This is a genomic window from Pseudomonas sp. Kh14, assembly GCF_900291005.1.
Classification (GTDB): Bacteria; Pseudomonadota; Gammaproteobacteria; order Pseudomonadales; family Pseudomonadaceae; genus Aquipseudomonas; species Aquipseudomonas alloputida.
Window position 1 is genome coordinate 92,364 of record NZ_OLKJ01000029.1, and the last position, 24,695, is coordinate 117,058.

Below are 24,695 nucleotides of genomic sequence, written 5' to 3' on the forward strand. Positions count from 1 at the left end.
GCGCAGGTGCTGTACCGACTCTAAGAACAAAAGGTTGCGTGCGATGAACAAGATGCTCTACGGCTGGCTGCTGGCAGCCTGTTGCGGGCTGCCGCCGGCGTTCGCCGGTGACAGCGTGGATGTGCTCGCGCAGCCCGCGCTGCACGGCCCCCAGGCCTTGCGTGCGGTGTTGCAGGATGTGGCCCGGGCCGATGCACGCCTGGTCGCGGTGGGTGAACGTGGCGTGGTACTGCTGTCCGATGACAATGGTGCCACCTGGCGCCAAGCCACTGCCGTGCCGGTGGGTGTCAGCCTGACCGCCGTGCAGTTCATCGACGCCCGCAACGGCTGGGCGGTCGGCCATGCCGGCGTGGTCTTGCACAGCCAGGACGGTGGTGAGCACTGGAGCGTGCAGCTCGACGGCAAGCGCGCCGCCGCCCTGGAGGTGCAGGCAGCCGAGGCTGCCTCAGACGAGCGTCGCCTGGCGGCGGCGCAACGGCTGCTGGCCGACGGCGCGGACAAGCCGTTGTTGGCACTGAGTTTCACCGATGCCCGCAACGGCCTGGTCGTCGGTGCCTACGGGGTGGCCATGCGCACAGCCGACGGCGGGCGCAGCTGGCAGTCGGAGATCGGCCGACTGCCGAACGGGCGTGGACTGCACCTGTATGCCCTGGCGCGCCAAGGCAACCAGTTGTACATCGCCGGCGAGCAGGGCCTGCTGCTTCGCTCGCGTGATGGCGGTGAGCATTTCGAGGCGCTGCACGGGCCCTACGATGGCAGCTACTTCGCCGCCACCGTGTTGCCTGATGGCCGTCTGCTGCTCGGCGGCCTGCGCGGTTCGCTGTTCGCCTCTGACGACGGTGGCGACAGTTTCCAGGCGCTAGCCAACCCGACTCCGGCATCGATCAACGGCCTGCGCGTCGCCGGTGGCCAGTTGTTGCTCGCCAACCAGGCAGGGATGCTCCTGCGCAGCGGCCTCGGCGCCTTTGTCGCCCAGCCCGTTGCGGTCTCCGATGGCCTGCCACTGACCGCCGCTACCACCGCCGCCGATGGCTCCATCGTCGCCGTCGGCATGGCCGGTGCGCGCCGCCTGGAACCTTCCTCTCTTTCCACCACGACGGACTGAACCATGCACGTCATGAATTCATCTGCGCCTTCCAGCGGCCATCTCGACGACTTCGACAGCGCGTCCGGCTCGCTGCTGGAACGTGCGCTCTTCAACCACCGTGTGCTGGTGTTGCTGCTGTGCCTGGCGGCGACCTTGCTGCTCGGCTGGCAGGCCTCGCGCCTGACCCTCAATGCCAGCTTCGAGAAGATGATCCCGCGCGATCATCCGTTCATTCACAACTACCTGGAGCACCGCCAGGAACTCGCCGGCCTGGGCAACGCGGTGCGCATCGCCGTGGCCAATCCGCGCGGTAGCATCTACGACAAGGACTACCTGCACAGCCTGCAGCAGCTCAACGACGCGGTATACCTGCTGCCTGGCGTCGACCGTGCGGCGATGAAGTCGCTGTGGACGCCGTCCACCCGCTGGACCGGAGTCACCGAGGAGGGCCTGGAAGGTGGCCCGGTGGTGCCCGACGGCTACGATGGCGCTGCCGCTAGCCTGGAAGCGCTCAAGCGCAACGTGGAACGCTCCAACGAGATTGGTCAACTGGTAGCCTTCGACCAGCGTTCGAGCATTGTCTACGTGCCGCTGCTGGAGAAGACCCCGGACGGCCAGGCCCTCGACTACACGGCCTTCGCCCATGAGCTGGAAACCCTGCGCGAGCGCTTCCAGGCGCAGGGGGTGGAGATCCACATCACCGGTTTCGCCAAGGTCGTCGGCGACCTCATGGACGGCCTGCGGCAGATCCTGCTGTTCTTTGCCGCCGCCATTGCCATCACCGCCGCCGTGCTGTACTGGTACACCCGCTGTGTGCGCAGCACCGCACTGGTGGTGGTGTGTTCGCTGGTGGCAGTGATCTGGCAGCTCGGCCTGCTGCCACTGCTGGGTTACGCGCTCGACCCCTATTCGGTGCTGGTACCGTTCCTGGTGTTCGCCATTGGCATGAGCCATGGCGCCCAGAAAATGAACGGCATCATGCAGGACATCGGCCGCGGTATGCATCGCCTTGTGGCAGCGCGGTTCACCTTCCGCCGGTTATTTCTGGCCGGGCTCACCGCGCTGCTATGCGATGCGGTCGGTTTTGCTGTGCTCATGATCATTCAGATACAGGTGATCCAGGACCTGGCCGTCATCGCCAGCCTGGGCGTGGCGGTGCTGATCTTCACCAACCTGATTCTGCTGCCGGTGCTGCTTTCCTACGTGGGCGTCAGTGCCCGTGCGGCGCGGCGCAGCCTGCGCGCCGAAGAGGCCGAGGCCAGCGGGGCGGGCAAGCATGCGGTGTGGCGCTTCCTCGACCTGTTCACCCGCCGACGCTGGGCGGCGGCGTGCATCGCCGTCGCTGCGCTGATGGCTGCCGGGGGCTACGCCGTGAGCCTGCACCTGAAGGTCGGCGACCTCGACGCCGGCGCTCCCGAGCTGCGCGCCGATTCGCGCTACAACCGCGACAATGCCTTCGTCACCCGGCATTACGGCGCCAGCAGCGATGTGTTCGCGGTGATGGTGCGCACCGCCCCCGGTGGCTGTTCGGCCTACGGCACCTTGAAACACGTGGACGACCTTGACTGGCAACTGCGTGGCCTGCAGGGCGTGGACTCGACAAACTCGTTGGCGCTGCTCAACCGCCGGGTGCTGGTCGGCCTCTCCGAAGGCAGCCCGAAGTGGTATGACCTGGTCAACAACCAGGCGACCCTGAACATGGTCACCGCCGGTGCCCCGCGCGGGCTGTACAACGACGACTGCAGCCTGCTGACGCTCTATGCCTACCTGACCGATCACAAGGCCGACACCCTGGCGCGGGTGGTCGACAGCGTCCAGGCGTTTGCCCAGGCCAACGACAGCGAGCAGGCCAGCTTCCTCATGGCTGCCGGCAGTGCAGGCATCGAGGCTGCCACCAACCAGGTGGTCAAGCAGGCCAACCGCGACATGCTCTGGTGGGTCTACGGCGCGGTGATCGTGCTCTGCCTGGTGACCTTCCGCTCCTGGCGCGCGGTGCTCTGCGCGGTGCTGCCGCTGGTACTCACCTCGATCCTCTGCGAAGCGCTGATGGTGGCGCTGGGCATTGGCGTGAAGGTGGCGACCCTGCCGGTGATCGCCCTTGGGGTCGGCATCGGCGTGGACTACGCGCTGTATGTGATGAGCATCGTGCTGGCCCAGCTGCGCCAAGGCGCGAGCCTGTCCCAGGCGTATTACCGCGCGCTGTTGTTCACCGGCAAGGTGGTCATGCTCACCGGTATCACCCTGGCCATCGGCGTTGGTACCTGGATCTTCTCGCCGATCAAGTTCCAGGCCGACATGGGCGTGCTGCTGGCATTCATGTTCGTCTGGAACATGGTCGGCGCATTGATCCTGCTGCCGGCGTTGGCCTACTTCCTGTTGCCGCACCGCAAGGCCTGTACCGAGCAGCTGGCATTGCCGGCGCATGAGCACACAAGGCGCGAGCACAGCAGCGGGATGCTGGAGCAGGGCGCCAGTTTTCGCCCGCTGGAGGAGGTGAGCCATGGCCGCTGAACGCACCGCTGGAAGCGCCCAGGCTGCCTTGCTGCTGTTCGGCAGTTGCCTGCCCGTCCTGGGGGCGGTGCTCATCGCACCGGTGCTACCCCGCATGCACGCGCATTTTGCCGAGACGCCGGGCGTGGCCGTGCTGGTGCCGGTGGCCCTGACATTGCCGGCACTGGTCATAGCCTTGTTGGCGCCGCTGGCCGGGGTGTTGGCAGACCGAGTGGGGCGGCGAGCACTGCTGCTGGCGAGCATGTTGCTCTACAGCCTGTGCGGTTTGTTGCCGTTGTGGCTGGATTCGCTGGTGCTGATTGTCGCCAGCCGCGCCGGCATCGGCTTGGCCGAAGCCGGCATCATGACCTGTTGCACCACGCTGATGGGTGACTACTTCGACGGCCAGCGCCGGGCGCGGTTGTTCGCTTTGCAGATGGTGGTCACCTCATTGGCGGCAGCGTTGTTCATGGGCGTGGGCGGTGCGCTGGGGGAAAGCGACTGGCGGACACCGTTCACCCTCTATGCGGTGGGTGCGCTGTGTCTGCCCTTGATGGCTCTGCTGTTGTGGGAGCCGCGTGCCTGCCAGACCGCCAGCGAAGCCACCGTCGATTCGCGTTTTCCATGGGCGGCCCTGACGCCGTTATACCTGCTCACCGTGCTGGCTGGCGTCAGCCTGTTCATCGTCCCGGTACAGGCCGGTTACGTGCTGCAGTTACTGCACATAGATGCGCCCCGTCAGGTCGGCCTGGCCATGGGCGCCAACCAGCTCGGCGTGTTGGCCGGCGCACTGGCTTTTCGCTTACTGGCGCGCTTGCCGGCTGGGCGGTTGCTGGCCTTGGGCTTTGCCACGGCGGGGCTCGGTGGCGGCCTGATGGCGCTGGCGAGCAGCCACGCGCCAGTGGTGCTGGCGGTGCTGATCAACGGCCTGGGTGTTGGCCTGTTGCTGCCGACGCTGATCACCCTGGTGATGCAGCAGGTTGGCTTCGATCAGCGCGGCCGTGCCACGGGTGGGTTCACTTCGGCGATTTTCGCGGGTGAGTTCGTCAGTCCATTGATCGTCCTGGCATTGACCGCTGGTGTGGCTACGCAACTGCCGCATGCACTGCTGCTGGTCGCCATCGGACAACTGCTGCTGGCGCCTGTGTGCCTGTCCTTGATGCGCCACCGGCGTGCGGTGACGGTGGCAGGTGCACGATGAACGAAATTTTCCTTGGCGGGCGAGCCGGTGCCAGTCGCTCTCTGCGCAGCGCCATGTGGCTGACCAGCACGCGCCTACCGGCCATGGCTGAAGGCGCAGCGTTCATCAGCGAACAGAATCTTATTGTCGACGGTGGCTCGACCATCGGCGACGGCAATTGAAAGGAGACAGCATGCAATCGCTTCCTGCATTCAAACGTGTAGTCACCGGCCACGATGCCGAGGGCCAGGCGGTCGTCGCCAGTTGCGGCCCGACACCGAACAACTTCCCACTCAAGGCGGTGCCTGGCACCCTGTTCTACGAAGTCTGGAACAGTGTCGGCAGCCCGGCGACACTGGACAACGGCGATGATCCGACAGCGCAGCCGCTGCAATTGAGCCCTGGCCCGCTGGGCAGCGTGATTCGAGTGGTGGACATACCGCCCGACAGCGTGCAGAACCAGGTCAGTGCCGAAGATGCAGCCGCTGCCTTCGCCGAGATCGGCGAGGCGAGTGCCGGCACGGGCAAAGCCGATTCGAAGCACAAGCTGATGCACCGCACCGAAACCCTGGACTACGGCATCGTTACCGAGGGCGAGGTCTGGCTGGTGCTGGACGATGGCGAAGTCCACCTCAAACGGGGCGACATCGTGGTCCAGCGCGGTACCAACCATGCCTGGAGCAACCGCAGCGAACAGATGGCCCGGATGGTCTTCATCCTGCTCGGTGGGCGTTATGCCGAGACGCTCAAGGAGCTGCTGCCATGAAGCTCGCCACGTTCGACGACGGCAGCCGCGATGGTCGCCTGCTGGTGGTGGCCCGTGACCTCGGGCATGCGGTCGATGCCAGCGACATCGCCACCAGCTTGCAGGTCGCACTGGAAAACTGGCCCCAGGTCGAAGCCCGCTTGCAGGCGCTGTATCAGCAGCTCAACGACGATGCGGTTGCGGGTGCCTTCGCGCTCGACCTCGCTCGACTGGCTGCGCCCCTGCCGCGTGCCAGCCAATGGCTGGATGGCTCGTGCTTCCTCAGCCATGGCGCGTTGATGCAGAAGGCCTTCAACCTGGACCCGATCGAAGGCGTCGAGCACACCCCACTGATTTACCAGGGTGCCAGCGATGACTTTCTCGGGCCACTCGCGGACATACCCTTGCCCAGCGAGGCCCACGGCATCGACTTCGAGGGCGAGTTCGCGGTGTTGCTCGACGACGTACCCATGGGATGCCCGGCGGAGCAGGCCTTGCAGCATGTTCGCCTGATCCTGCAACTCAACGATGTCAGCCTGCGGGCCCTGGCACCGCGGGAAATGAAGACCGGCTTCGGCTTTCTCCAGGCCAAGCCCGCCAGCAGTTTCGCGCCCGTTGCGGTCACCCCGGACGAACTCGGCGAGGCCTGGCGCGACGGCCGGGTGCACTTGCCGCTGCACGTGCACTGGAACGGCGAGTGGTTCGGCCATCCCCATGGCGGCGCCATGCACTTCGGTTTCCACCAGTTGATTGCCCATGCGGCGCTGACGCGACGCTTGAGTGCGGGCACGCTACTCGGCTCCGGCACCGTGTCCAACGCCGAGCGCAGCGTGGGCTCGGCGTGCATCGCCGAGCGCCGCGCCATCGAAACCATCGCCTGCGGTGCGCCGCGCACGGCCTTCATGCGCTTTGGCGACCGGGTGCGCATGGAGGCTCGCGGGCCCGAGGGCGAGGTGCTGTTCGGGGCCATTGACCAGCGCGTGGTGCGGGGAGGCTGGCCATGCGAGTGATGGTCACCGGCGCCAATGGCTTCGTCGGGCGCCAGTTGGTGCAGCGCCTGCTGGACCTGGGCGAGCTGCGCGGGCGGCGAATCGAGGCATTGCTGGTGCTGGATCAGGCACTGGATGGCCTGCCCGAAGACGCGCGCCTGCGTCGTCATCACGGTAGCGTCACCGACGCGGCCTTGCTGCGTCGGGTGCTGGCTGACGGTGTCGATGTGGTCTTCCATCTCGTCAGCGTACCTGGCGGCGCTGCCGAGGCGCAGTACGAACGGGGTTACCAGGTAAACCTGCAAGCAAGCCTGGAGCTGCTCGACCAACTGCGTAATCCCCTCTGTCCACCGGTGCTGGTGTACGCCAGCAGCGTCGCGGTGTACGGCGGCAAGTTGCCGACGCGCATGTACGAAGGCCAGCCAGCGTCGCCGCAGCTGTCCTATGCGGCGCACAAACGCATGGTGGAGATCGCGTTGCAGGACCTTGCCCGGCGTGGCGAGGTTGACGGCCGCGCCTTGCGCTTGCCCGGTATCGTTGCTCGCCCGCGCGAGCCGAATGGTCTGCGCTCGGCGTTCATGAGCGACCTGTTGCACGCCTATGTGGCCGGGGAGGCCTACACCTGCCCGGTGTCACCCGAAGCGAGCGCCTGGTGGATGTCGGCCCGTTGTTGCGTGGACAACCTGCTGCACGCCGCCGAGCTGGAAGCGCCGGGCAGCCAGCGGGTTTGGCAACTGCCTGTGTTGCATTTGACCATCGCCCAGGTGCTGACCGGGCTGGCGGCTGTTGTTGGCGAGGCCAACCGTGAGCGCATCGCCTTCGCCCCCGATCCCCAGCTCGAAAGCCTGTTTGGCCGCTACCCACCGTTGCGGACCTCGTTCGCCCGCGAACTGGGCTTCTGCCACGACGGTTCAGTGGCCGGCCTGCTGCGTAATGCCCTCGACTTGCCGCCGCGCCACACCCGTCGCGCGGCCATCCGCAAAGGAATCCTCGTATGAGCTTGAACACACGTCGCTTGCTGGACCTGTCTGTCACCCTGGACAACAACCCTTACACTGATCCGCCACCTTTGCTGCCGAAGATCGATTATATGGATCATCAGCAGGGTTGGCCGGAAATGGCCGCGATGTTTCCCGGGCTGCGCAAGGAGGACCTTCCGGGCGACGAGTCCTGGGCGGCGGAGCGCCTGCAGATCACCACTCACAGCGGTACTCACATGGACGCGCCCTGGCACTACGCATCCACCACCGACGGTGGCAAGCCGGCCTTCGGCATCGACGAACTGCCGCTGGAGTGGTGCCTGCAGCCGGGGGTGAAGCTGGATTTTCGTCATTTGCCGGATGGCCACGTGGTCACTGCGGCGCAGGTCGAGGCGGAGCTTGCGCGTATTGGTCATGAGCTGCAGCCGCTGGACATCGTACTTGTGAACACCCGCGCGGGCAGCATGTTCGGCCAGCCTGGCTATCTCGAAGCCGGAGTGGGGATGGGCCGCGAGGCGACCTTGTACCTGCTGGAGCGCGGGGTGAGGGTGGTCGGTACCGATGCCTGGAGTTGGGATGCGCCATTCAAGTTCACCCGCGAACGCTTCAGTGAAACGGGCGACGCCTCGATCATTTGGGAGGGCCATAAGGCCGGGCGTGATATCGGCTATGGGCAGATGGAGAAGCTGGCCAATCTGGAGCAGCTACCGGCGGATGGGTTTCTGGTAAGTTGCTTCCCTTACAAGATCCGGCATGCCTCAGCCGGCTTCGTCCGGGCGGTAGCAATCTTCGATTAGGGACAAAGCCATGGGCCGCGAGGAGGGGGCGTGCGCAGCTGCCGGCAGCCGTTGGCCTTCGGGCAGCTGCGGGCGATGGTCAAACGTCCAGCACCAACCGGGCGCTGTGGCAGCCCGATACGCAGGGCGTTATCCATTCTCCGCTGTTGCGCTGGGCATCGCTGAGGTACTCGTCGCGGTGATCAGGCGCCCCCTCGATGACCCGGCTGACACAGGCGCCGCAGATACCCATCCCACATGACACGGGTAGCTCCACGCCAGCCCGCGATGCTGCTTGTACCAAACTTTCGCCCGGTTGCACCTCGACCTGGAGGCGACTGCGCTGTAGCACCAGTGTGCAGCGACGCTCAAGGTGCAAGGAGGGTTCTGCGGCCTGGAAATGTTCGCGGTGAAGCGCCGTGGTTGGCCAGCCGCTTGCCAGCGCGACGTGTTCGACACACGCCATGAAACCGGCAGGGCCACAGCAATAGAGGCTTGCGCTGCCGTCCCAGGCCGGCAAGTGTTCCTCCAGGTACCCGGTGATCATCGGGGCGCGCAAGCCTGCATGAACCTCGGTATTCGCATCGAGGTACTGGACAAAAGGCACCTGTTTGGCATCGCGGGTGAAAAACAGCAAGCGCACCGACCGACCTTGAGCTTGGCATTGCCGGTACATGGCGAGCAGTGGCGTGATTCCTATGCCTGCGGCCACCAAGACGACCTGTCCTGTGCCAGGTTGCAGGCTAAAGAGGTTGCGCGGCAGGCCCACCTCCACCCGGGCACCCAGCCGCAGGTGCTCGTGCAGCCATTGCGAGCCGCCGCGGGAGGCTTTTTCGCGCTTGATGCCCAGGTATACATGACCGTCCTCGGGCAGGCTGACCACTGAGTATTGGCGTACCACGCCATTGCCCAGGCGTAGGTCCACATGAGCACCGGGTGCCCAGTCGAAGGGCAGGGGAGCTGGACCCGGCGGGGCCAGTTCCACACCCAGCACGTCTTCGGCTTCGAGGCGCAGGGCCCGCACCTGCAGAGGCGTCCAGCTCATGCGCGTACCCCCGCGGCCTGTTGCAGACGAAGTACAGCTTGGCGTGCCTGGCTGCCCAGTTCGGCGAGGTCCAAGCCAGGAAGCGCATCGTTTTCCACGCTCAGGCGGCCGCCCACCAGCAATGCCCGCAGCGTCGGACGGCCACCGCCTACCACTGGCGCGATGCCCAGATCATGCAGACCGAAGTAGCGGGGTTGATCGAGGCGATAGATCGCCAAGTCCGCTGCCATGCCGACCTGCAGCGTGCCGATGGCGTCCAGGCCCAGCACCTGGGCGCCACCTGCTGTGCCCCAGCGCACAACGTCCTCCACGGTGGCGACATGCGCACCGCCCTCCAGATCGCCGCCAGCATGGCGGGCCATGGCGCGTTCGCCGGCCTTGGCCCTTTGCATCAGCCAGGCGGCGTGGGCTTCGCTGATCATGTCGCAGGCTTCGTTGGAGGCAGCGCCATCCACGCCGATCGAAACCGACATGCCTGCAGCCTCCATGGCAACGATATCTGCGATACCACTGCCAAGCCGGCCATTGCTTTGGGGGCAGTGGGCGATGCCGGTGCCGGTGGCGCCCAGCAGCTGGAATTCTTCGGTGCTCAGCTTGACCAGGTGCGCGAACCACACGTCCGGCCCGAGCCATTCCTGCTCCGCGCAGAACACCACGGGCGAGAGGCCGTGGCGATCATGGACTTCGTTCTGGTACTCCACGGTTTCGCTCAGATGGCTGTGCAGGCGGATGCCCAGGCGGCGTGCGGTGCGGGCGGTCTCGCGCAGGTGCTCGGGCGGCATGGAGTAGGGGGGGCTGGTCGGCGCCATTACCACACGGCGCCAGGCATCATCGGCGGGATCATGGTAGACCTGCACCAAGCGCTGAACATCGTCCAGGTACTGTTTGAGGGTCTCAGGTCCGGCCGTCGCGGGGCCTTCCGCCTGACGTACCTGGGTTGCGCCGCCCCGGCAAAGGACGAAACGCAGCCCCAGGCGCTCGGCTTCTTCGAAGAGGATCTGTGCGCTGTCGAAGGCCATGCCTGGCAAGTACAGGTAATGATGGTCGGCCACCGTGCTGCAGCCAGAGCGGGCCAGTTCCACCAGCCCGACCCGAGCGGCCAAGCGAAAACTGTGCTCATCGAACAGCCCGCGATAGCGATAGGGTACGGCCCCCAACCAGGCACCGAGGCTCTGGTCGATGCCAGCGGGAATGCCCTTGAGCAAGGACTGGAACAGATGATGATGGGTGTTCACCCAGCCTGGATACACCACGCAATCGGTGGCATCGAGCACTTGCTCACCTGGTAACGGTTGCAGCGGGCCCAGGGCAGCGATACGCCCCTGGGTGATACGGATGTCCGGCCCCACATGGCGCGCGGCGCCGCCGCGCAGGCCAGTGAGGATGGCGCTGGCGTTACGGATCAGCCAGCTGTTGGTGTGTTTCATGTTCGTCTCCATAGGCAGGACGGCGTTTCGCATGGAAGTCAGCCCAGTTCGCTTTCGTGCCAGTGACGCAGGCTCAAGCGCGCCAGCAAAGCCATCAGGCTGAACAGCGCCACGCCGGTCAGGGCGATCAACACCAGGGCGGCGAATAGGCGGGGAATGTTGAGCTGGAATCCCGCTTGCAGGATCTGATACGCCAAGCCCGCGCCCGTGCCACCCGTACCGGCGACGAACTCGGCCACCACCGCGCCGATCAATGCCAAGCCGCTGGCGATGCGCAGGCCAGCGAAAAAGCACGGTAAGGCGCTGGGAATGCGCAAGCGCAACAGCACTTGCCAGCGGCTGGCGCGGTTCAGGCGGAACAGGTTGAGCAGGCCCGGGTTGACGCTGCGCAGGCCCAGGACGGTGTTGGCGATGATCGGGAAGATCGCCACCAGCGTGGCGCAGATCACCAACGCCAAGGTCGTGTCGCTGCACCAGATGATGATCAGCGGTGCGATGGCCACCACCGGCGTGACCTGCAGCAGAATCGCGTAGGGAAACAGACTGGCCTCCACGACGCGGCTCTGCACGAACACGAACGCCGCCAGCGTGCCGATGACAACGGCGAGGGCGAATGACAGGAAGGTGATCTTCAGGGTCATCCACAGTGCCCCCAGCAGCATCGGGCCATCGGCGGCCAGGGTGCGGCCGATATCGGCTGGTGACGGTACCAGGTACACCGGGACTTTCCAGGCGATGCATGCCAGTTGCCAGACGCCGAGCAGCAAGGCGCCAACCAGTAGCGGTGAAACGATGCGTAGTACAGAAGGGTGGCTTAGCCAGGGAGTAGAGGGTCGGCTCATGATGATGCTCTCAGGAAGGGTCGCCATTGGCCTGGGCCAAGAGTCGTGACAGGTGCGCGCATTGCTCGATGAACGCCGGTGAAGTGCGGTATGTCTCGTCGCGTTCCAGTGGGCCGTCGATGATTACATCGGCGATCACTCGACCGGGACGCGCGCCCATCACGATCACCCGCGAAGACAGGTACACCGCCTCGAAGATGCTGTGGGTCACGAATACCACCGTCAGGTCGCGCTGGAGCCAGAGCTGGCGCAGGTCGCTATCGAGCTTGTTGCGGGTGAACTCGTCCAGGGCGCCGAAGGGTTCGTCCATCAGCAGCAGATTGGGTTCGGTGGCTAATGCCCGGGCAATGGAGGCGCGCATCTGCATACCGCCGGAGAGCTCCCGCGGGTAAACGTCGCCGAACTTGCCCAGCCCCACCAGTTCCAGGGCGGCTTGCACCTTGTGCTGGCTCTGGGCCTTGGGGGCGCCGGCCAAGTCCAGGGGCAATCGCACGTTGTCGTGCACCTTGGCCCATGGCATCAGGGTGGCTTCCTGGAACACCATGGCCAAACTGCGCCCCGGTGTGCCTGCGTGGTGGTCCGTACCCGGGGCATCCTTGCCCCACCAGCGCACATGGCCGGCAGAGGGCTGCTCGAGCCCGGCGAACATTTTCAGCAGGGTGCTTTTGCCACACCCCGACGGACCCAATAGCGAGACGAACTCGCCGCGTTCGATCGCCAGTTTCACGCGGCTCAAGGCATGGGTGCCATTGCTGTAGGTTTTTTCCACCTGATTGGCGAACAAAGGAGTGTCCACACCGATGGTGTTCGGCAGGGCCTGCGGCTGGACGTCGGCCTTGGATAGGGTCTGCATCAACATAGCGCTCCCCCCGTGGGTCATGAGCGGTGGTGAATGCCCCGGCGCACCGGGGCGTTGGGCAAGTGTCAGTGGCTGAGGAACACTTCGCTCTCGCCATGGGCTTCAAGCAGACCCAGTAGTTGCCGGCGAATAACCAACCCAGGCTTGTCCGATGGCATGTGCAGTTCCACCCTGCGGCGGGTGTCGACACAGGCGTCAGGATCGGTGGCTTCCAGGATGTCGCGGTCTTCGGCTGTGATCGCCGCGTCCCAGTCGATCAGTTCCTGGGTTGAGCATTGGTCTTCGCTGTCGTTGCGATACAACCACTGCACGAGCATCAGTCGGTTGTCGTCGATGGGCGTGGCGCAGTTGTAGATGATGTGATGGATGCCGCTGTCCGGATACATGCAGCCAAAGCGCCGAGAGAAGGGCAGGTAATAGCGGTTGAGCAGGTGCCGTTGGGTGATCGGCTCGGTCGTACCGGTGATACGGAAGCTTGCCTCGGGGTTGCGGATCGGCACGCGGGTCTCGGCTTCGAAGCCATAATCGGTTTCGCGAAATTCGTAACTGGCCGGTTGCGGCTGGTCGAACAAGCCGAAATTGGCCTTGTGCACGAAGGAAAAATGCGAGTTGTCGAAGGAATTCTCCATGACCCGCAGCGGGCTGGTCTTCCACTCTTCGTAAAACTGGAAGATGCGTCGGTAACCGGGGGTGCCGTCTTCCGGGAACTCAGGGATCGGTTGTAGCGGGTCGTCCAGGCTGACCCAGGCATAGCCGTACTTTTCCTGGCAGTGATAAGCCTTCACCGCGGCACCCGGAGGAATAGCGCCGGTGGGGTTCTGCGGGATCTTTACGCACGTGCCGGTGCAGTCGTATTCCCAGCCGTGATACCCGCAGGCGATATTGCCCTCAGCACTGACGAAGCCTTTGGACAGTTTGGCGGTACGGTGGCAGCAGCGGTCCTGCATTGCCACCGGGGTACCATCGGGACGCTTCCACAACACCAGCGCTTCACCCAGAAGGGTGAATGGCTTGGGGCCGTCTTCGAGGGCTGTCATAGGGAGCAGGGCATACCAGAAACGGCGCAATACCGGTTGTTTGGTAACCAACATAATCAGGATTCCTCACAGCGTTGAGCTTGTTATGGTGTTCAGCGGCTGCCGACCTGCTCGGCCTCAGGGAGTACCTTCAGGTCTTGCACAAAGCGCGTGGTGTAAGCGTTGCGCCACGGTGCGTCGGGACCGAGCAGACCCGCCTCGACCATGAAGGCGCGCGTCGCTTGCCAGCGGCTGTCATTCATGGTGCCGATCCCCTGGGTTGCAGCCTCTCCACCGGTGACCAGGCGATACTGCTTGAGGGTCGAGACGCCCCAGGCCAGCAGTTCATCTGTCATGTTGGGGTTGTCGCGCTTGATCAGTGCATTGCCGGCGCTGGGGTCATCCAGATAGCGCTTCCAACCCTCCATGGACGCGCGCACGAAACCTGCTACCCGCTCCGGGTGCTGAGCGATGATGTCTTGACGGGTGACCACGGTGGATCCGTAGGGTGGATAACCGGCATCTGCGAAGAGGAAAAAGTTAGGGGTGACGCCTGCCTTTATCGCCTGGAACAGTTCCGAGCTGGCATACGCCTGCTGTGTGGTTTGCGGGTCGGCTAGGAAGGGTTGCAGGTTGAAGGTGTAAGGCCGCGCCTGGCTGTCAGCCAATTGATACTTACCCTTCAGCCAAGGCCACCAGGTTTGCTGGCCCGAGGTGGACACCAGCACAGGCTTGCCGCCAAGCCCATCAAGTCCGCTGACGTCCGCGTGGGTCATCAACCCTTGCGGGTCTCCCTGGAAGGGCGCAGCCACTGCGACCACTGGCAAGCCTTGCTCGACACTTTTTAGAATCTGCAGGTCATAGTTGACGATGAAATCAGCTTGCTTGCTGACCAGCAGTTGCATGCCATTGACCTGTGGTCCCCCCATGCGGATGGACACATCCAGGCCTTCCTTTTCGTACAACCCATCGGCCAGTGCCTGGTAGAAGCCGCCCTGTTCGGCCTGAGCATACCAAGAGGTCAGCAACACGACTTTGTCGCCAGCGATCGCCAGGGGAGCGATCGTCAGCGTGGTGGGGAGCAACGCTGCTGCCAACAGCGAGCGTAACGGGCGAGCCAAGGCAAAACGCGTTTTCATCATGTGTTCTTCACCCCGATTCAAAAAACCGCCGTGCGCCTGATAGCGCGACAGCGAAGGAGCCGGGCGGAGAGAACGTGGGAAGAGAATGGCGTCGCGAAGCAAAAGGGCCTGAACTGGCGACTGACATTGCTCTCTTGCCCGGGGCTGCCATAGCCTCGTTCAAACATCCGCTCGGATGTACGCCCCAAAGGACGCAAGAGCAATGCCCCATGCCATGCCTGGCACTGACCGCTTCTACTCGCAGGTACAAGAAGCCAGAAGCATGCCAATTTCATGAAGCCGCTGACTTTGCGGTGTAGCGACCCGCATCCGAGGGGGCCGGCATTGACGCGTGAGTTGAGAAGGTGCAGACCGTACCGATTGAGCACTAATAAAGTGCGCAATGTTCTGCGGGGATGGTGTTCATTGATGCTTAGGATTGCTCACAATAAGTAAATTACGTGTATCCGATTAGTTGGCACGCGCCCTGCTTTGCGCTAACTCGAGTAGAAGCGGTCAGTGCCCAAAGATGGCATGGGACATTGCTCTGGCGGCCTTGCGCCGCTCACCCGGCAAGGGTGGCGCCTCGGCATGAGCCGGGGCCAGAGGAGAGGTCGTCCGCTGCTGCATACCCTTGCTGGCGAAAACCAACAATCACGACCCAAGGGATGCACATGAAACCGAACGCTCTTTCCTGGCTGCCTCACAGCGTCGTCCCACTCTGCGCGCTGGCCACTGGTAGTGCCCAGGCGAATCCGCTGATGTGGAGCAACAACAGCCTAAGCTACCTCTACGGGCACGGTTATAAAGTCGATGGCACGGGCAACGATATCCAGCAAACCATCACCTTCGAGCACGCCAGTGGCTGGACATGGGGCGACATCTTCTTGTTCGTCGACAACAAGTGGTCCAACGGCTTGTCCGGCAACGATGGCTACACCTATTACGGCGAGTTTTCACCGCGACTGTCGCTTGGCAAAATCAGCGGCCACCGTCTTAGCTATGGCATCGTCAAGGATGTGTTGATCGCTGCCACCTATGAGCGCGGAGAAGGGCGCAATCGAAAGTACCTGCTTGGGCCCGCTGTTGACCTGAACCTACCTGGGTTTGATCGTTTTTCACTCAACACTTACTACCGCAAGCCCGATGGGATCACCGGTAAAGCGTCTGGACAGTGGCAGATCAACCCGACCTGGGCGATGACGATACCGCTCGGGCGCTCAGACATTTTGTTCGACGGTTATCTGGAGTGGTACGTCAATGATGTAGGCACGAAGGGTACCTCGAACTATGTAGCCAAGAGTTTCCACTTCAACCCCCAGATCAAGTACGACGTCGGTAAGGCGATGGGGCAAGCGCCGGCACGTTTCTATGCCGGGATCGAGTGGGACTATTGGTCCGACAAATATGGCATCGAAGACAGCCACGGTTTTCCGACCGATCAGAACGCGTTGAGTGCATTGATCAAGGTGCATTTCTAATGTGATGTTTCACACGTACCACTGAGTATCTGGTACAGGCTCCGTTGATCCTCACTCATCAAGCGTTTGTATCGACGAGAGCCGACCAGCAACTGGGGATTGCCCGGCACGCGAATTGCCGCAGCCTTTCTGAAGCGCAATGGGTGTTCCGCCTGGCCCTGTTCGAAACGCCCATGCAGGAAGTGAGCGGCCTGAGGGCGCTGCCCCCCTGCAGATGAGCAGCGTTGCCTCGCGCAGTTCGTCCTGTTGCCCGAGGAGGGGCGTGCAGTCACGGCTTGAAGCAATCAACGCCCCCCCATCCGCTGAATGCCTACCAGCGCGACTTCGGACGTAGGCAAGCAGGCTATGGCCTGGCGGGCCATCGAGCGCAGCACACTGTCCAGATCGTCTTCGTCATACAGGCGAACCCTCGAAGGAGCGGGGCGATTCATGGTGTTTTTCGTTTATTGGATATCACTCTGTTCGGGAGCCTACCCGGGCACCTTGAGGTGGGCTTGATAAAAGCCAAGTGATCGAATCGAAAACAAGCCCGTTTTGCGCATCACATGCGATAAGCCGTGATTATTTCACCTGAGGAAATGTTTGCAGGAGGGTTTTTCTATCGCCATAATTGGTACGTAATTACATGTTACATAACACAGTACAAAATCGTAGGAGCAAGCATGGCCCGTGGCGGCATCAACAAGGTGGTAGTGCAACAGGCGCGTCAGGCACTGATCGCCCGGGGTGAGAACCCCAGCATCGATGCCATCCGTATCGAATTGGGAAATACCGGTTCCAAAACCACGATTCACCGCTACCTGAAGGAACTGAACGGCCAGCAGCCGGTGGCTTCCGAAGGCGGGGTCGCGCTGAGCGATGTGCTGAGCCGCCTGGTCGGGCAACTGGCAACGCAGTTGCAGGACGAGGCCGACCTGAAGATCGAGCAGGCCGAGAGCACATTCACGCAACAGCGCGAGCAGCTTGAGGCGCAGCTGGAAATCGCCCGGCAGGCACTGGCCGCAGCGCATCAGCAACACAAGATCGATGCAGCAGCATTGGCCGCAGAGACCGAAAAACTGCTGTCCACGCAAAGCACGCTGCAGGCCGAACAGCTGCGCAGTGCCAGCCTCAACCAGTCGCTGGGTGAGTTGCAGGTGCGCCTGGCTGACAAGGACGAGCAGGTCAAGTCGCTGGAGGACAAGCACCGCCATGCCCGCGACGCCTTGGAGCACTACCGCAATGCCAGCCGCGAACAGCGTGAGCAGGAACAGCGCCGCCACGAAGCGCAGTTGCAGCAGATGCAGGTGGAATTACGTCAGATGCAGCAGGGCATGATCGTCAAGCAGGACGAACTTACCCGCTTGCACCGTGACAATGAGCGGTTGCTGGGAGAGCATCGTCAGGCGGCCAGTGAATGCCGGGCGCAGGATGAGTTGCTGGAACAACGCGATGCGCAGATCCAGGGGCTGCGCACGATCCTGGCCCAGGCACAAGGCGCCAGCGAAGAGATGCGCCGGCAGCTGGATGTGCAAGCCCAGAGCCTTGAAGCCAGGCGCGACGTGTGCGCCGAGCAGGCGCGGCAGTTGCAGTGGCTTGAGGAACAGTTGAAGGCACGCGACGAGGCGCTGGCGCAGTGTCGGGCGCAATTGGCCTCGGTTGCAGATTAATCAAACTTTTCCTGGCGGGTGGTTTCTTCCTTAGACACTCACCGGAGACAACGCCATGCCTGGATCTCAACCACCACACAAAGAGGGGCCTCACTCGGCCGAGCAGGCCGATAAAAAGGCAGACCTTGGTTTCGACCCCGACTCCCCGGATGCCGAAGACCCTCAAGTAGACCCACAGGGGCCGGCCAAACCGCCTAGAGACATTGAGAAAAAGGAGTAAACCACTGCCTTGATTACTGGTCTCGTCGCCGGCAAGCCATATGCGATCCCTTGGGAACCGACTTGCCGGCGACGGTCACCACAGACGACTGTCAGCCTTCAGCGCGCCTGGCGGCCTCTACGCCCGCCGCCGACAGCTTGATCGGGTAGTGCACGCTGATCTGATGATCACTGCTCACCGCCACGCTACCGTCGTGAATCAGACCGGCTTCTTGCAGCGTCTTGAGCATGCCGGCCACCGCCTTTTCGCCGCGGTAGTTGTCCAGCACTTCCTTGCCTAGCCCTTCGGGGTGCGCATGCAGCAGACGGGTAAGTACTTCGGTCTTCAATGCATCGTTACTCATGTGCGACCTCACTTGCCGTGCTTGGACTGAAGTGCCTTGGCATGCTCCAGGTGCTGTTCGAGTTTGGGCAACGTTTCGCTGGCAAAGGCCTTCAGTTCAGCCTTATCGGACGATGCAGCCTCCTTCTTGAACAGCTCCACCGCTTTTTCGTGAGCGTCTACCTGGTTGTTGAGGTACGACTTGTCGAAGGACTCATCGCGCCATTCCAGGATCATTTTCTTGACCTTGTCGGTCATGGCGGCCTCATCCGGCACGGAAATGTCCAGCTTGCGGGCAATGTCGCCGAGTTTCTGATTGGCCTGGGTGTGGTCGGTGACCATTTGCTGGGCAAACGCCTTGATCTCGGCGTTCTGGCTTTTCTCCTGAGCCAGATTGCCGGTCACCACTTCGGCAATGCCGGCCTCGGTGGCCGCTTCGACGAAATCATCGGAAGTCGCGGCCATTGCGTGCACCGATGCCAGGCCCAGCACCATGGAAAAACCGATGCGTTTGATGAAGAGGCTATTCATGCTTCACTCCTTTAAACCGTGGCGCGACCTCAGTGTCGCGTACGGTTGAGGGTGAAGGCGTGGCAAAGGTTTAATCTTTTTTGCCGCCGGTTCCGATATTCGACGCTGAACTATAGTAAAAGGCGGCGAACGCGGTATGGTCAGGGATTCCAATGTGCGCAGCCCGGAAACAGTATGACGACGGGGTTTTCGCCATAAGTGGCGAGGACCGCGCCGTGGCGCTGTTCCGTCTGGTACTGGCGTTCATGCTGGTTGTGATGCTGGCATTCGTGCTGGTGGAGGGCTGGCGCATCTGGCGTGACTACCGTTTTGCCTATAACAACGCCGAGAACATGGTCAGCAACCTGGCTCGGGCCACGGCACAGCACGCCGAGGACGCTATCCGCCAGGTCGACGTCATTACCGCGGCCTTGGCCGAGCGCCTGGAAGGCGATGGTTTCGATCACATCGACCGGCCGCGCCTGCATGCCTTGCTGGCGCAGCAAAAAAGCATCATGCCGCAGTTGCACGGGCTTTTCGTTTACGGCCCGGACGGCAGCTGGGTCGTCACTGATCAGGCGGCCATCCCGCCCAACGCCAATAACGCCGACCGGGACTACTTCGTCTATCACCGCAGCCATACCGACCCTGGTGTACATATCAGTTCGGTGGTGCGCAGCCGCTCCACCGGCGACCTGATCATTCCTATTTCGAGGCGCCTGGAGTATGCCGACGGCAGCTTCGCCGGTGTACTGCTCGGCACCATCAAAGTGGAGTGGTTCGTACGTTACTACGGGGACTTCAAGATCGACGAGCGCGGCGCGCTGGTGCTGGCCAAGCGCGACGGCACCCTCCTGGTACGGCGCCCGTTCGTGGAACAGGTAATAGGCCGCAGTCTCGCCAACAGTGAGATCTTCCGCAACCACTTGCCATACGCCACAGAAGGGGTAGCCGAGGCGGTAGCGGTAGTCGATGGTACACCTCGGCTGTATGGCTATCGCGCGTTGTCCAGCTATCCATTGGTCGTGGAGGCGGGGCTGTCGCGTGAATCCATTGTCGCGCCCTGGCGGTACGATGCGATCAAGTCGGTGGCGGTCTTGCTGCTGTTGCTGGTGGGGCTGGCAGCGTTTGGCGGTGTGGTGCTGCGCCAACTGCGCGAGCGGATCGTGATCGAGCGGGCGCTGCTCCAGGCGCACCAGACGCTGAAAGCGTTGGCCTTGACCGACAGCCTTACAGGGCTGGGTAACCGTCGGCGGCTGGATGGCGTGTTCGAACCTGAACTGCGCCGTGCACGGCGCCAAGGCTACCCCCTGGCACTGGTGATGCTAGACCTGGATTACTTCAAGGCCTACAACGACCACTACGGACACCCGGCTGGCGACCAGTGCTTGCGACGCTTTGCCGAGGTGCTGCAACAGGCCTTGAAACGGCCGGCCGATCTGGCAGTGCGCTATGGTGGGGAGGAATTTACGCTGTTGCTGCCCGATACCGATGGCCGCGGCGCGGAACTGCTGGTGCAGGAGTTACAGCAGCTGTTGCGCCGACAGGCGCTGGAACATGCCGCGAGCCCGTTGGGAAGGGTGTCGTTCAGTGCCGGGATCGCGGTGGTCGACCTGGCGCGGGAGGGGGGCACTGCCGAGGCGCTGGTCGCGGCGGCAGATGGGGCCTTGTACCAGGCCAAACAGCAGGGGCGGGACGGGTATTGCGTGGCGGGTAGTGTGGCGGCGGGGCAGGGTTGCTGACCTGGCTGGAGAGCGCGGGGGCGCCATGCGTCGCGATGAAACGCTAAAGCCCCAGACGCATTGCACAACGCCCGCTGAGACCGTGAGCATGCTCGCTTGCGAGGATGCTCTGGAGTCGTTCGCAAAGCCGGCTTTCCTGAAGCATCTCGAACCCGAAACGTGCATAGAACGGCGCATTCCAAGGCACATCCACAAAGGTGGTCAGCGTCAGCTCGCCTACACCGGCGCAGCGGCCTGCATCGACCACTTGCTGCAGCAACCGGCGCCCGACGCCTTGCCCCTGGGCCTCCTGGCACACCGATATTTCATGAAGGTGCAATGCCTGATCCGCCAGCCGGGCGCAGGCAAAACCCACAATGCGCCCAGCTGGATCCTGCGCCACCCAACTACCACCTGCCTCGACGAAAGCCCTGTGCGTCGCGCAATCCATGACTTCGCCTTGCGCCAGCCAGGCCAGTGCCGGCCAACTGACAAAAGCCCGGGCTGCCGAGCGCTCGACGTCCGGTAGCCACGTGATGTCTCGCTCAAGGGTAGGGCGGATAAGCATGAGTCACTCCTGTCGTTCTAATCCGTCGCCAGCACCTGCGGCTGTAATTGCCAGCGCACCGAGCTTACACCTTTCTCCAGGCTGACCCTGCTGACCAGGCGCTCCAGTTGCGCCGGCGCCTGCGCGGTGCCCAACAGCTCGGCGCGCACTTCCAGGCGCGCAGGATTTTCCAGGTCCTGGCTCTGCAACGACTGCAGGCGCAGTTGTGGATCGCCCAGGCTATGCAACATCAGGCTACGCACCTGGATCTCATCCTCGCCGCGGCAGACGATACGGACTTCGAAGTGCTGTTCCACCTCGTTGGCCGGCACCACGTCCTGACGGTCGAGGCGCTGGGCGATGTCACGCAACAAGATGTTGGCGCAGAGCACCACCAGGCTACCCAGCGCCGCCTCCATCATCAGCCCGAGGCTGCACAGCACGCCGACCGCAGCCGTGCACCACAAGGTGGCTGCGGTGTTCAGGCCACGTACATTGAAACCATCGCGCATGATGACACCACCGCCGAGAAAGCCGATGCCCGACACCACATAGGCTGCGACGCGCGACGCATCGGCAGGAGCCATGCCTGGCACCGCCTGGGTCATCAATACGAACAGGCAGGCACCGGTACTGACCAGCGCATTGGTGCGCAGCCCGGTCAGGCGTTGGCGCAATTGCCGCTCGGCACCGATCAGCGCCCCCAGCACCAGGGCAATGCTGACGCGCAGCAGAAATACTTTCCAATCCATAGCAAACCTCTTCCGCAGGCACACGCCCGCATGAACGCCATCAGTTGGCGCGGTTGAAATAACCAGAAAATTGCGCAGGACCACGAGGAGGGAAGGAGAAGCGGGGTTAAAGGAAACCACCGTCTTGCCAGCGCGGCCAGACAGTGCAGAACACTGCCGGGCTAGCGCGCCACGCGGGCCTGTCGCAAGCGACTGGGGCTACTGTCCAAGGCAGGTCTCCTGTTGAGGAAGGCAAAATTGCGTCGCGGACCATACGCCGCAGGGCAGAGCAGGTCAAGGGCAAACACATGACAATGGCTTCATCCGGGAACGGCCTGCAGCCGGTCACGCCCACATGGAAAAAAACCTGGGCAGCCGGTAACCTTGCGCCTCCCTTTGCCATCACCCGGACCGTTCCATGCTGTTCAATCTCGCCGTATTGTTCGGCACCCTGGTGGCCATGGAGGGCGTCGGTACGCTGGCTCACAAGTACATCATGCATGGCTGGGGCTGGTGGCTGCACCGATCGCACCATGAGCCACACCTGGGCATGCTCGAAACCAACGACTTGTACCTGGCGGCCTTGGGGCTGATCGCCACGGCGTTGGTGGCGCTGGGCAAAAGCGGTTATGCGCCTTTGCAGTGGGTGGGCGGTGGTGTGGCAGGGTATGGGGCACTGTATGTACTGGCCCACGACGGTTTCTTTCACCGGCATTGGCCGCGCAAGCCGCGGCCAGTCAACCGCTACCTGAAACGCCTGCACCGCGCGCACCGCCTGCACCATGCGGTGAAGGGGCGCACGGGGAGCGTGTCGTTCGGGTTCTTCTATGCGCCGCCGCTGAAGGTGTTGAAGCAGCAACTGCGCAGCAGGCGCAGCAGGCGCAGCCAATCGTGACGCATCCCTGGCACGCACGGCACCTTCCGGGCATTGGGTGACGTCAGTTCACGGTTTCACGCTTGGGCTCTGCCGCCACATGGCCGCGGCTCACCCACCAGCCAAACCCGGCCGCGGTAAAGAACATGATCAAGCTGTACAACGCAGCCGGCACTGCCATGGTCGCGTTGTTCAGCAGCGAAGGGCTCAACGCCAGGGCAATTGCCAAGGTCCCATTATGGATGCCAATTTCCATACCAATGGCAATCGCCTGGCGCTTGGGAATGTTCAACAGCCGCGGCACCCAATAGCCCACCGTCAGGCTCAGTAGGTTGAACAGCAGCGCCGCCAGGCCCACCACCGGTGCGTACTCGACCACTGTCTGCCAGTCCTTGGCCAGTGCCAGGACGATGGTGAAGGCCAGGAACAGCGCAGCCACCAGCTTCATCGGTTTTTCCATGCGCGCAGCGAACGCCGGGGCGAAATGGCGAATCAGCATGCCCAGCGCCACCGGCAACAAGACGATGGCGAACACTTGCATGACCTTGGCGAACTGCAGTGGAATAGCCTGGTCCGAGGCCATGAACCAGCTCAGTGACAGGTTCACCAGCAACGGCATGGTCAGGATCGCGATCAGTGAGTTGACCGCCGTCAGGGTGATGTTCAACGCCACGTCACCGTGGGCCAGATGGCTGAACAGGTTGGCCGTGGTACCGCCCGGCGAAGCAGCCAGCAGCATCAACCCCACTGCCAGGGCAGATTCCAGGCCAAAGCCGTTGGCAATCAGGAAGCACACCAGCGGCAACAGCAGGATCTGGCACACCAGGCCCACCACCACGGGCTTTGGATACTTCACCACGCGAGCGAAGTCGGCCAGGGTCAGCGACAACCCAAGGCCAAGCATGATGATGCCCAGGGCAAGCGGCAGAAACGCAGTGAGCAGGGGCGAGGCGGTCATGAGGGGTATCTCGGGCGAAGGATCTGAAGCAGTGTAGGTCGGCCTTGATTGATAGCTAATTGCAAAGGGCCAGCTCTTGGTAACCGTTTGTTACTACGTGCAGCGGCTGGCGAGGCTGCATGCCGCATTGCAGCAGGCATGCAGGCGAAGTAGCATTCCGTTTTTACCTTAGGATTAGCCTGATATGCCGTTCCAGCAAGGTCTGCTTGCCACCCCGGTGCCGGCCCACGCCCGTCACCTGTTCTTCACCCTGCAGTCGCCCGAGGCGTTGCCTGCCGCGCTGGATGCCTTGCTGCCGCAGGTCGATGGCAAACAGTTGCTGCTGGGCGTAGGCGCCCCCCTGGTCAAGGCCCTGGGCCGGGAAATACCAGGGCTGCGCCCGTTCCCGCTGCTGGATGCCGCGGTGGAGAACCCCAGCACCCAACACGCCCTGTGGCTGTGGCTGCGTGGCGACGAACGTGGCGACCTGCTGCTGCGCGCCCAGGCCCTGGAGCAGGCGCTGGCACCCGCGCTGGGCCTGGCCGACAGCGTTGATGGCTTCCTGCACCGGGGCGGTCATGACCTTACCGGTTATGAAGACGGTACCGAAAACCCGGTAGACGAAGAAGCGGTGCAAGCGGCCATTGCCGCAGATGGCTCCAGCTTTGCCGCGTTCCAGCTGTGGAAGCACGACCTGGATTACTTCAAGTCGCTGCCCCAGGCAGACCAGGACAACATCATCGGCCGTCGCTTGAGCGATAACGAAGAACTCGACGACGCCCCCGAGTCCGCGCACGTCAAGCGCACCGCCCAGGAAAGCTTTGAACCCGAGGCGTTCATGGTCCGTCGCTCGGTAGCCTGGGCCGACCAACGCGGTGCCGGCCTGGCCTTTGTCGCCCTGGGCAAGAGTTTCGAGGCATTCGAAATGCAGCTGCGGCGCATGAGTGGCCTGGAAGACGGCATCATCGACGGACTTTACCGCTTTAGCCGCCCGCTGACGGGGGGCTACTACTGGTGCCCGCCAATGAGCGAGACGGGTGTCGATCTGAGCCCCTTGCTGCGGGCCTGATCTCTAAACATCCAGATACAGAAACACCCGCAGGCGAGGGACAGAGCGGCTAGGCTTGAAAATTTCCGATTCATGACG

The 24,695-nt window shown here is 63.1% G+C and carries 25 protein-coding genes and 1 pseudogene; 14 read left to right on the plus strand and 12 right to left on the minus strand.

What is annotated here, in order from left to right:
- The first annotated feature begins 43 nt into the window (after positions 1–43).
- From FQ668_RS15170 to FQ668_RS15200, 8 genes are read left to right on the plus strand one after another with little or no spacing between them, the layout of a single operon-like run.
- Positions 44–1,105, plus strand: coding sequence for a YCF48-related protein (locus tag FQ668_RS15170; protein ID WP_019438620.1), 1,062 nt, complete (start codon positions 44–46; stop codon positions 1,103–1,105).
- A gap of 3 nt (positions 1,106–1,108) precedes the next feature.
- On the plus strand, positions 1,109–3,598 hold the full coding sequence (locus tag FQ668_RS15175; protein ID WP_019438619.1) for an RND family transporter: 2,490 nt from the start codon (positions 1,109–1,111) through the stop codon (positions 3,596–3,598).
- On the plus strand, positions 3,588–4,778 hold the full coding sequence (locus FQ668_RS15180) for an MFS transporter (RefSeq protein ID WP_014862037.1): 1,191 nt from the start codon (positions 3,588–3,590) through the stop codon (positions 4,776–4,778). Before FQ668_RS15175 ends, FQ668_RS15180 begins: the two co-directional genes overlap by 11 nt.
- On the plus strand, positions 4,775–4,939 hold the full coding sequence (locus FQ668_RS28560; RefSeq protein ID WP_019438618.1) for a hypothetical protein: 165 nt from the start codon (positions 4,775–4,777) through the stop codon (positions 4,937–4,939). Before FQ668_RS15180 ends, FQ668_RS28560 begins: the two co-directional genes overlap by 4 nt.
- A gap of 11 nt (positions 4,940–4,950) precedes the next feature.
- On the plus strand, positions 4,951–5,523 hold the full coding sequence (locus FQ668_RS15185) for a cupin domain-containing protein (RefSeq protein WP_019438617.1): 573 nt from the start codon (positions 4,951–4,953) through the stop codon (positions 5,521–5,523).
- Positions 5,520–6,512 carry a fumarylacetoacetate hydrolase family protein gene (locus tag FQ668_RS15190; protein ID WP_010954090.1) on the plus strand — a complete coding sequence of 331 codons (993 nt, stop codon included), beginning with the start codon at positions 5,520–5,522 and terminating at the stop codon, positions 6,510–6,512. Before FQ668_RS15185 ends, FQ668_RS15190 begins: the two co-directional genes overlap by 4 nt.
- The gene (locus tag FQ668_RS15195) at positions 6,503–7,489 is read left to right on the plus strand and encodes an NAD-dependent epimerase/dehydratase family protein (protein WP_019438616.1); all 987 of its coding nucleotides are present in this window, start codon (positions 6,503–6,505) and stop codon (positions 7,487–7,489) included. The genes FQ668_RS15190 and FQ668_RS15195 overlap by 10 nt, the downstream gene beginning before the upstream one ends.
- Positions 7,486–8,268: a cyclase family protein gene (locus FQ668_RS15200; protein ID WP_019438615.1), complete on the plus strand. Its 783-nt coding sequence runs from the start codon at positions 7,486–7,488 to the stop codon at positions 8,266–8,268. Before FQ668_RS15195 ends, FQ668_RS15200 begins: the two co-directional genes overlap by 4 nt.
- Positions 8,269–8,347: 79 nt before the next feature.
- On the opposite strand, the gene FQ668_RS15205 is transcribed toward FQ668_RS15200, so the two are convergent.
- The 6 genes from FQ668_RS15205 to FQ668_RS15230 all read right to left on the minus strand — a co-directional run bounded on the left by FQ668_RS15205 (position 8,348) and on the right by FQ668_RS15230 (position 14,575).
- Entirely contained in the window at positions 8,348–9,292 is a 945-nt protein-coding gene (locus FQ668_RS15205; RefSeq protein WP_019438614.1) for a PDR/VanB family oxidoreductase, read from the minus strand.
- The gene (locus FQ668_RS15210; RefSeq protein ID WP_144180396.1) at positions 9,289–10,719 is read right to left on the minus strand and encodes an amidohydrolase family protein; all 1,431 of its coding nucleotides are present in this window, start codon (positions 10,717–10,719) and stop codon (positions 9,289–9,291) included. The genes FQ668_RS15205 and FQ668_RS15210 overlap by 4 nt, the downstream gene beginning before the upstream one ends.
- Before the next feature lie 38 nt (positions 10,720–10,757).
- Positions 10,758–11,486 (minus strand): ABC transporter permease, encoded by a 729-nt coding sequence (locus tag FQ668_RS15215; protein WP_014590982.1) that lies wholly within the window; start codon positions 11,484–11,486, stop codon positions 10,758–10,760.
- A gap of 85 nt (positions 11,487–11,571) precedes the next feature.
- A complete protein-coding gene (locus FQ668_RS15220) occupies positions 11,572–12,420 on the minus strand; it encodes an ABC transporter ATP-binding protein (protein ID WP_019438613.1) in 849 nt (282 codons plus the stop codon).
- A 65-nt stretch (positions 12,421–12,485) separates the two neighbouring features.
- Positions 12,486–13,511 carry an aromatic ring-hydroxylating dioxygenase subunit alpha gene (locus FQ668_RS15225; RefSeq protein ID WP_019438612.1) on the minus strand — a complete coding sequence of 342 codons (1,026 nt, stop codon included), beginning with the start codon at positions 13,509–13,511 and terminating at the stop codon, positions 12,486–12,488.
- A gap of 38 nt (positions 13,512–13,549) precedes the next feature.
- Positions 13,550–14,575, minus strand: coding sequence for an ABC transporter substrate-binding protein (locus tag FQ668_RS15230; RefSeq protein ID WP_019438611.1), 1,026 nt, complete (start codon positions 14,573–14,575; stop codon positions 13,550–13,552).
- A gap of 656 nt (positions 14,576–15,231) precedes the next feature.
- On the opposite strand from FQ668_RS15230, the gene FQ668_RS15235 reads away from it, so the two are divergent.
- A complete protein-coding gene (locus FQ668_RS15235) occupies positions 15,232–16,038 on the plus strand; it encodes a membrane protein (RefSeq protein WP_033724985.1) in 807 nt (268 codons plus the stop codon).
- 293 nt (positions 16,039–16,331) lie between these two features.
- Here FQ668_RS15235 and FQ668_RS15240 read toward each other — a convergent pair.
- Positions 16,332–16,469: pseudogene (locus FQ668_RS15240) on the minus strand (phosphoribosyltransferase); the annotation flags it as partial.
- A 231-nt stretch (positions 16,470–16,700) separates the two neighbouring features.
- Between FQ668_RS15240 and FQ668_RS15245 the strand changes: the two are divergent.
- Both FQ668_RS15245 and FQ668_RS29015 read left to right on the plus strand, forming a co-directional pair.
- Positions 16,701–17,687, plus strand: a complete 987-nt coding sequence (locus tag FQ668_RS15245; protein ID WP_019438609.1) for a DNA-binding protein — start codon at positions 16,701–16,703, stop codon at positions 17,685–17,687.
- A 55-nt stretch (positions 17,688–17,742) separates the two neighbouring features.
- Entirely contained in the window at positions 17,743–17,907 is a 165-nt protein-coding gene (locus tag FQ668_RS29015; protein ID WP_010954124.1) for a DUF6021 family protein, read from the plus strand.
- 91 nt (positions 17,908–17,998) lie between these two features.
- On the opposite strand, the gene FQ668_RS15250 is transcribed toward FQ668_RS29015, so the two are convergent.
- Together FQ668_RS15250 and FQ668_RS15255 are read right to left on the minus strand one after the other, a co-directional pair.
- Positions 17,999–18,250: a hypothetical protein gene (locus FQ668_RS15250; protein WP_004374436.1), complete on the minus strand. Its 252-nt coding sequence runs from the start codon at positions 18,248–18,250 to the stop codon at positions 17,999–18,001.
- 8 nt (positions 18,251–18,258) lie between these two features.
- Positions 18,259–18,759, minus strand: a complete 501-nt coding sequence (locus FQ668_RS15255; protein WP_019438608.1) for a DUF4142 domain-containing protein — start codon at positions 18,757–18,759, stop codon at positions 18,259–18,261.
- A 152-nt stretch (positions 18,760–18,911) separates the two neighbouring features.
- On the opposite strand from FQ668_RS15255, the gene FQ668_RS15260 reads away from it, so the two are divergent.
- Positions 18,912–20,480, plus strand: coding sequence for a sensor domain-containing diguanylate cyclase (locus tag FQ668_RS15260; protein WP_019438607.1), 1,569 nt, complete (start codon positions 18,912–18,914; stop codon positions 20,478–20,480).
- Between the two features lie 43 nt (positions 20,481–20,523).
- On the opposite strand, the gene FQ668_RS15265 is transcribed toward FQ668_RS15260, so the two are convergent.
- Positions 20,524–21,027, minus strand: a complete 504-nt coding sequence (locus FQ668_RS15265) for a GNAT family N-acetyltransferase (protein WP_019438606.1) — start codon at positions 21,025–21,027, stop codon at positions 20,524–20,526.
- Positions 21,028–21,044: 17 nt separating this feature from the next.
- Positions 21,045–21,758 (minus strand): MgtC/SapB family protein, encoded by a 714-nt coding sequence (locus tag FQ668_RS15270; protein WP_019438605.1) that lies wholly within the window; start codon positions 21,756–21,758, stop codon positions 21,045–21,047.
- Positions 21,759–22,155: 397 nt separating this feature from the next.
- Here FQ668_RS15270 and FQ668_RS15275 point away from each other — a divergent pair, with 397 nt between their 5' ends.
- On the plus strand, positions 22,156–22,632 hold the full coding sequence (locus tag FQ668_RS15275; protein ID WP_019438604.1) for a sterol desaturase family protein: 477 nt from the start codon (positions 22,156–22,158) through the stop codon (positions 22,630–22,632).
- Between the two features lie 43 nt (positions 22,633–22,675).
- Here FQ668_RS15275 and FQ668_RS15280 read toward each other — a convergent pair whose 3' ends face one another.
- A complete protein-coding gene (locus FQ668_RS15280) occupies positions 22,676–23,569 on the minus strand; it encodes a bile acid:sodium symporter family protein (protein ID WP_014590970.1) in 894 nt (297 codons plus the stop codon).
- A gap of 184 nt (positions 23,570–23,753) precedes the next feature.
- Here FQ668_RS15280 and FQ668_RS15285 point away from each other — a divergent pair, with 184 nt between their 5' ends.
- Positions 23,754–24,617, plus strand: coding sequence for a Dyp-type peroxidase (locus FQ668_RS15285; protein ID WP_144180398.1), 864 nt, complete (start codon positions 23,754–23,756; stop codon positions 24,615–24,617).
- Positions 24,618–24,695 lie beyond the last annotated feature (78 nt).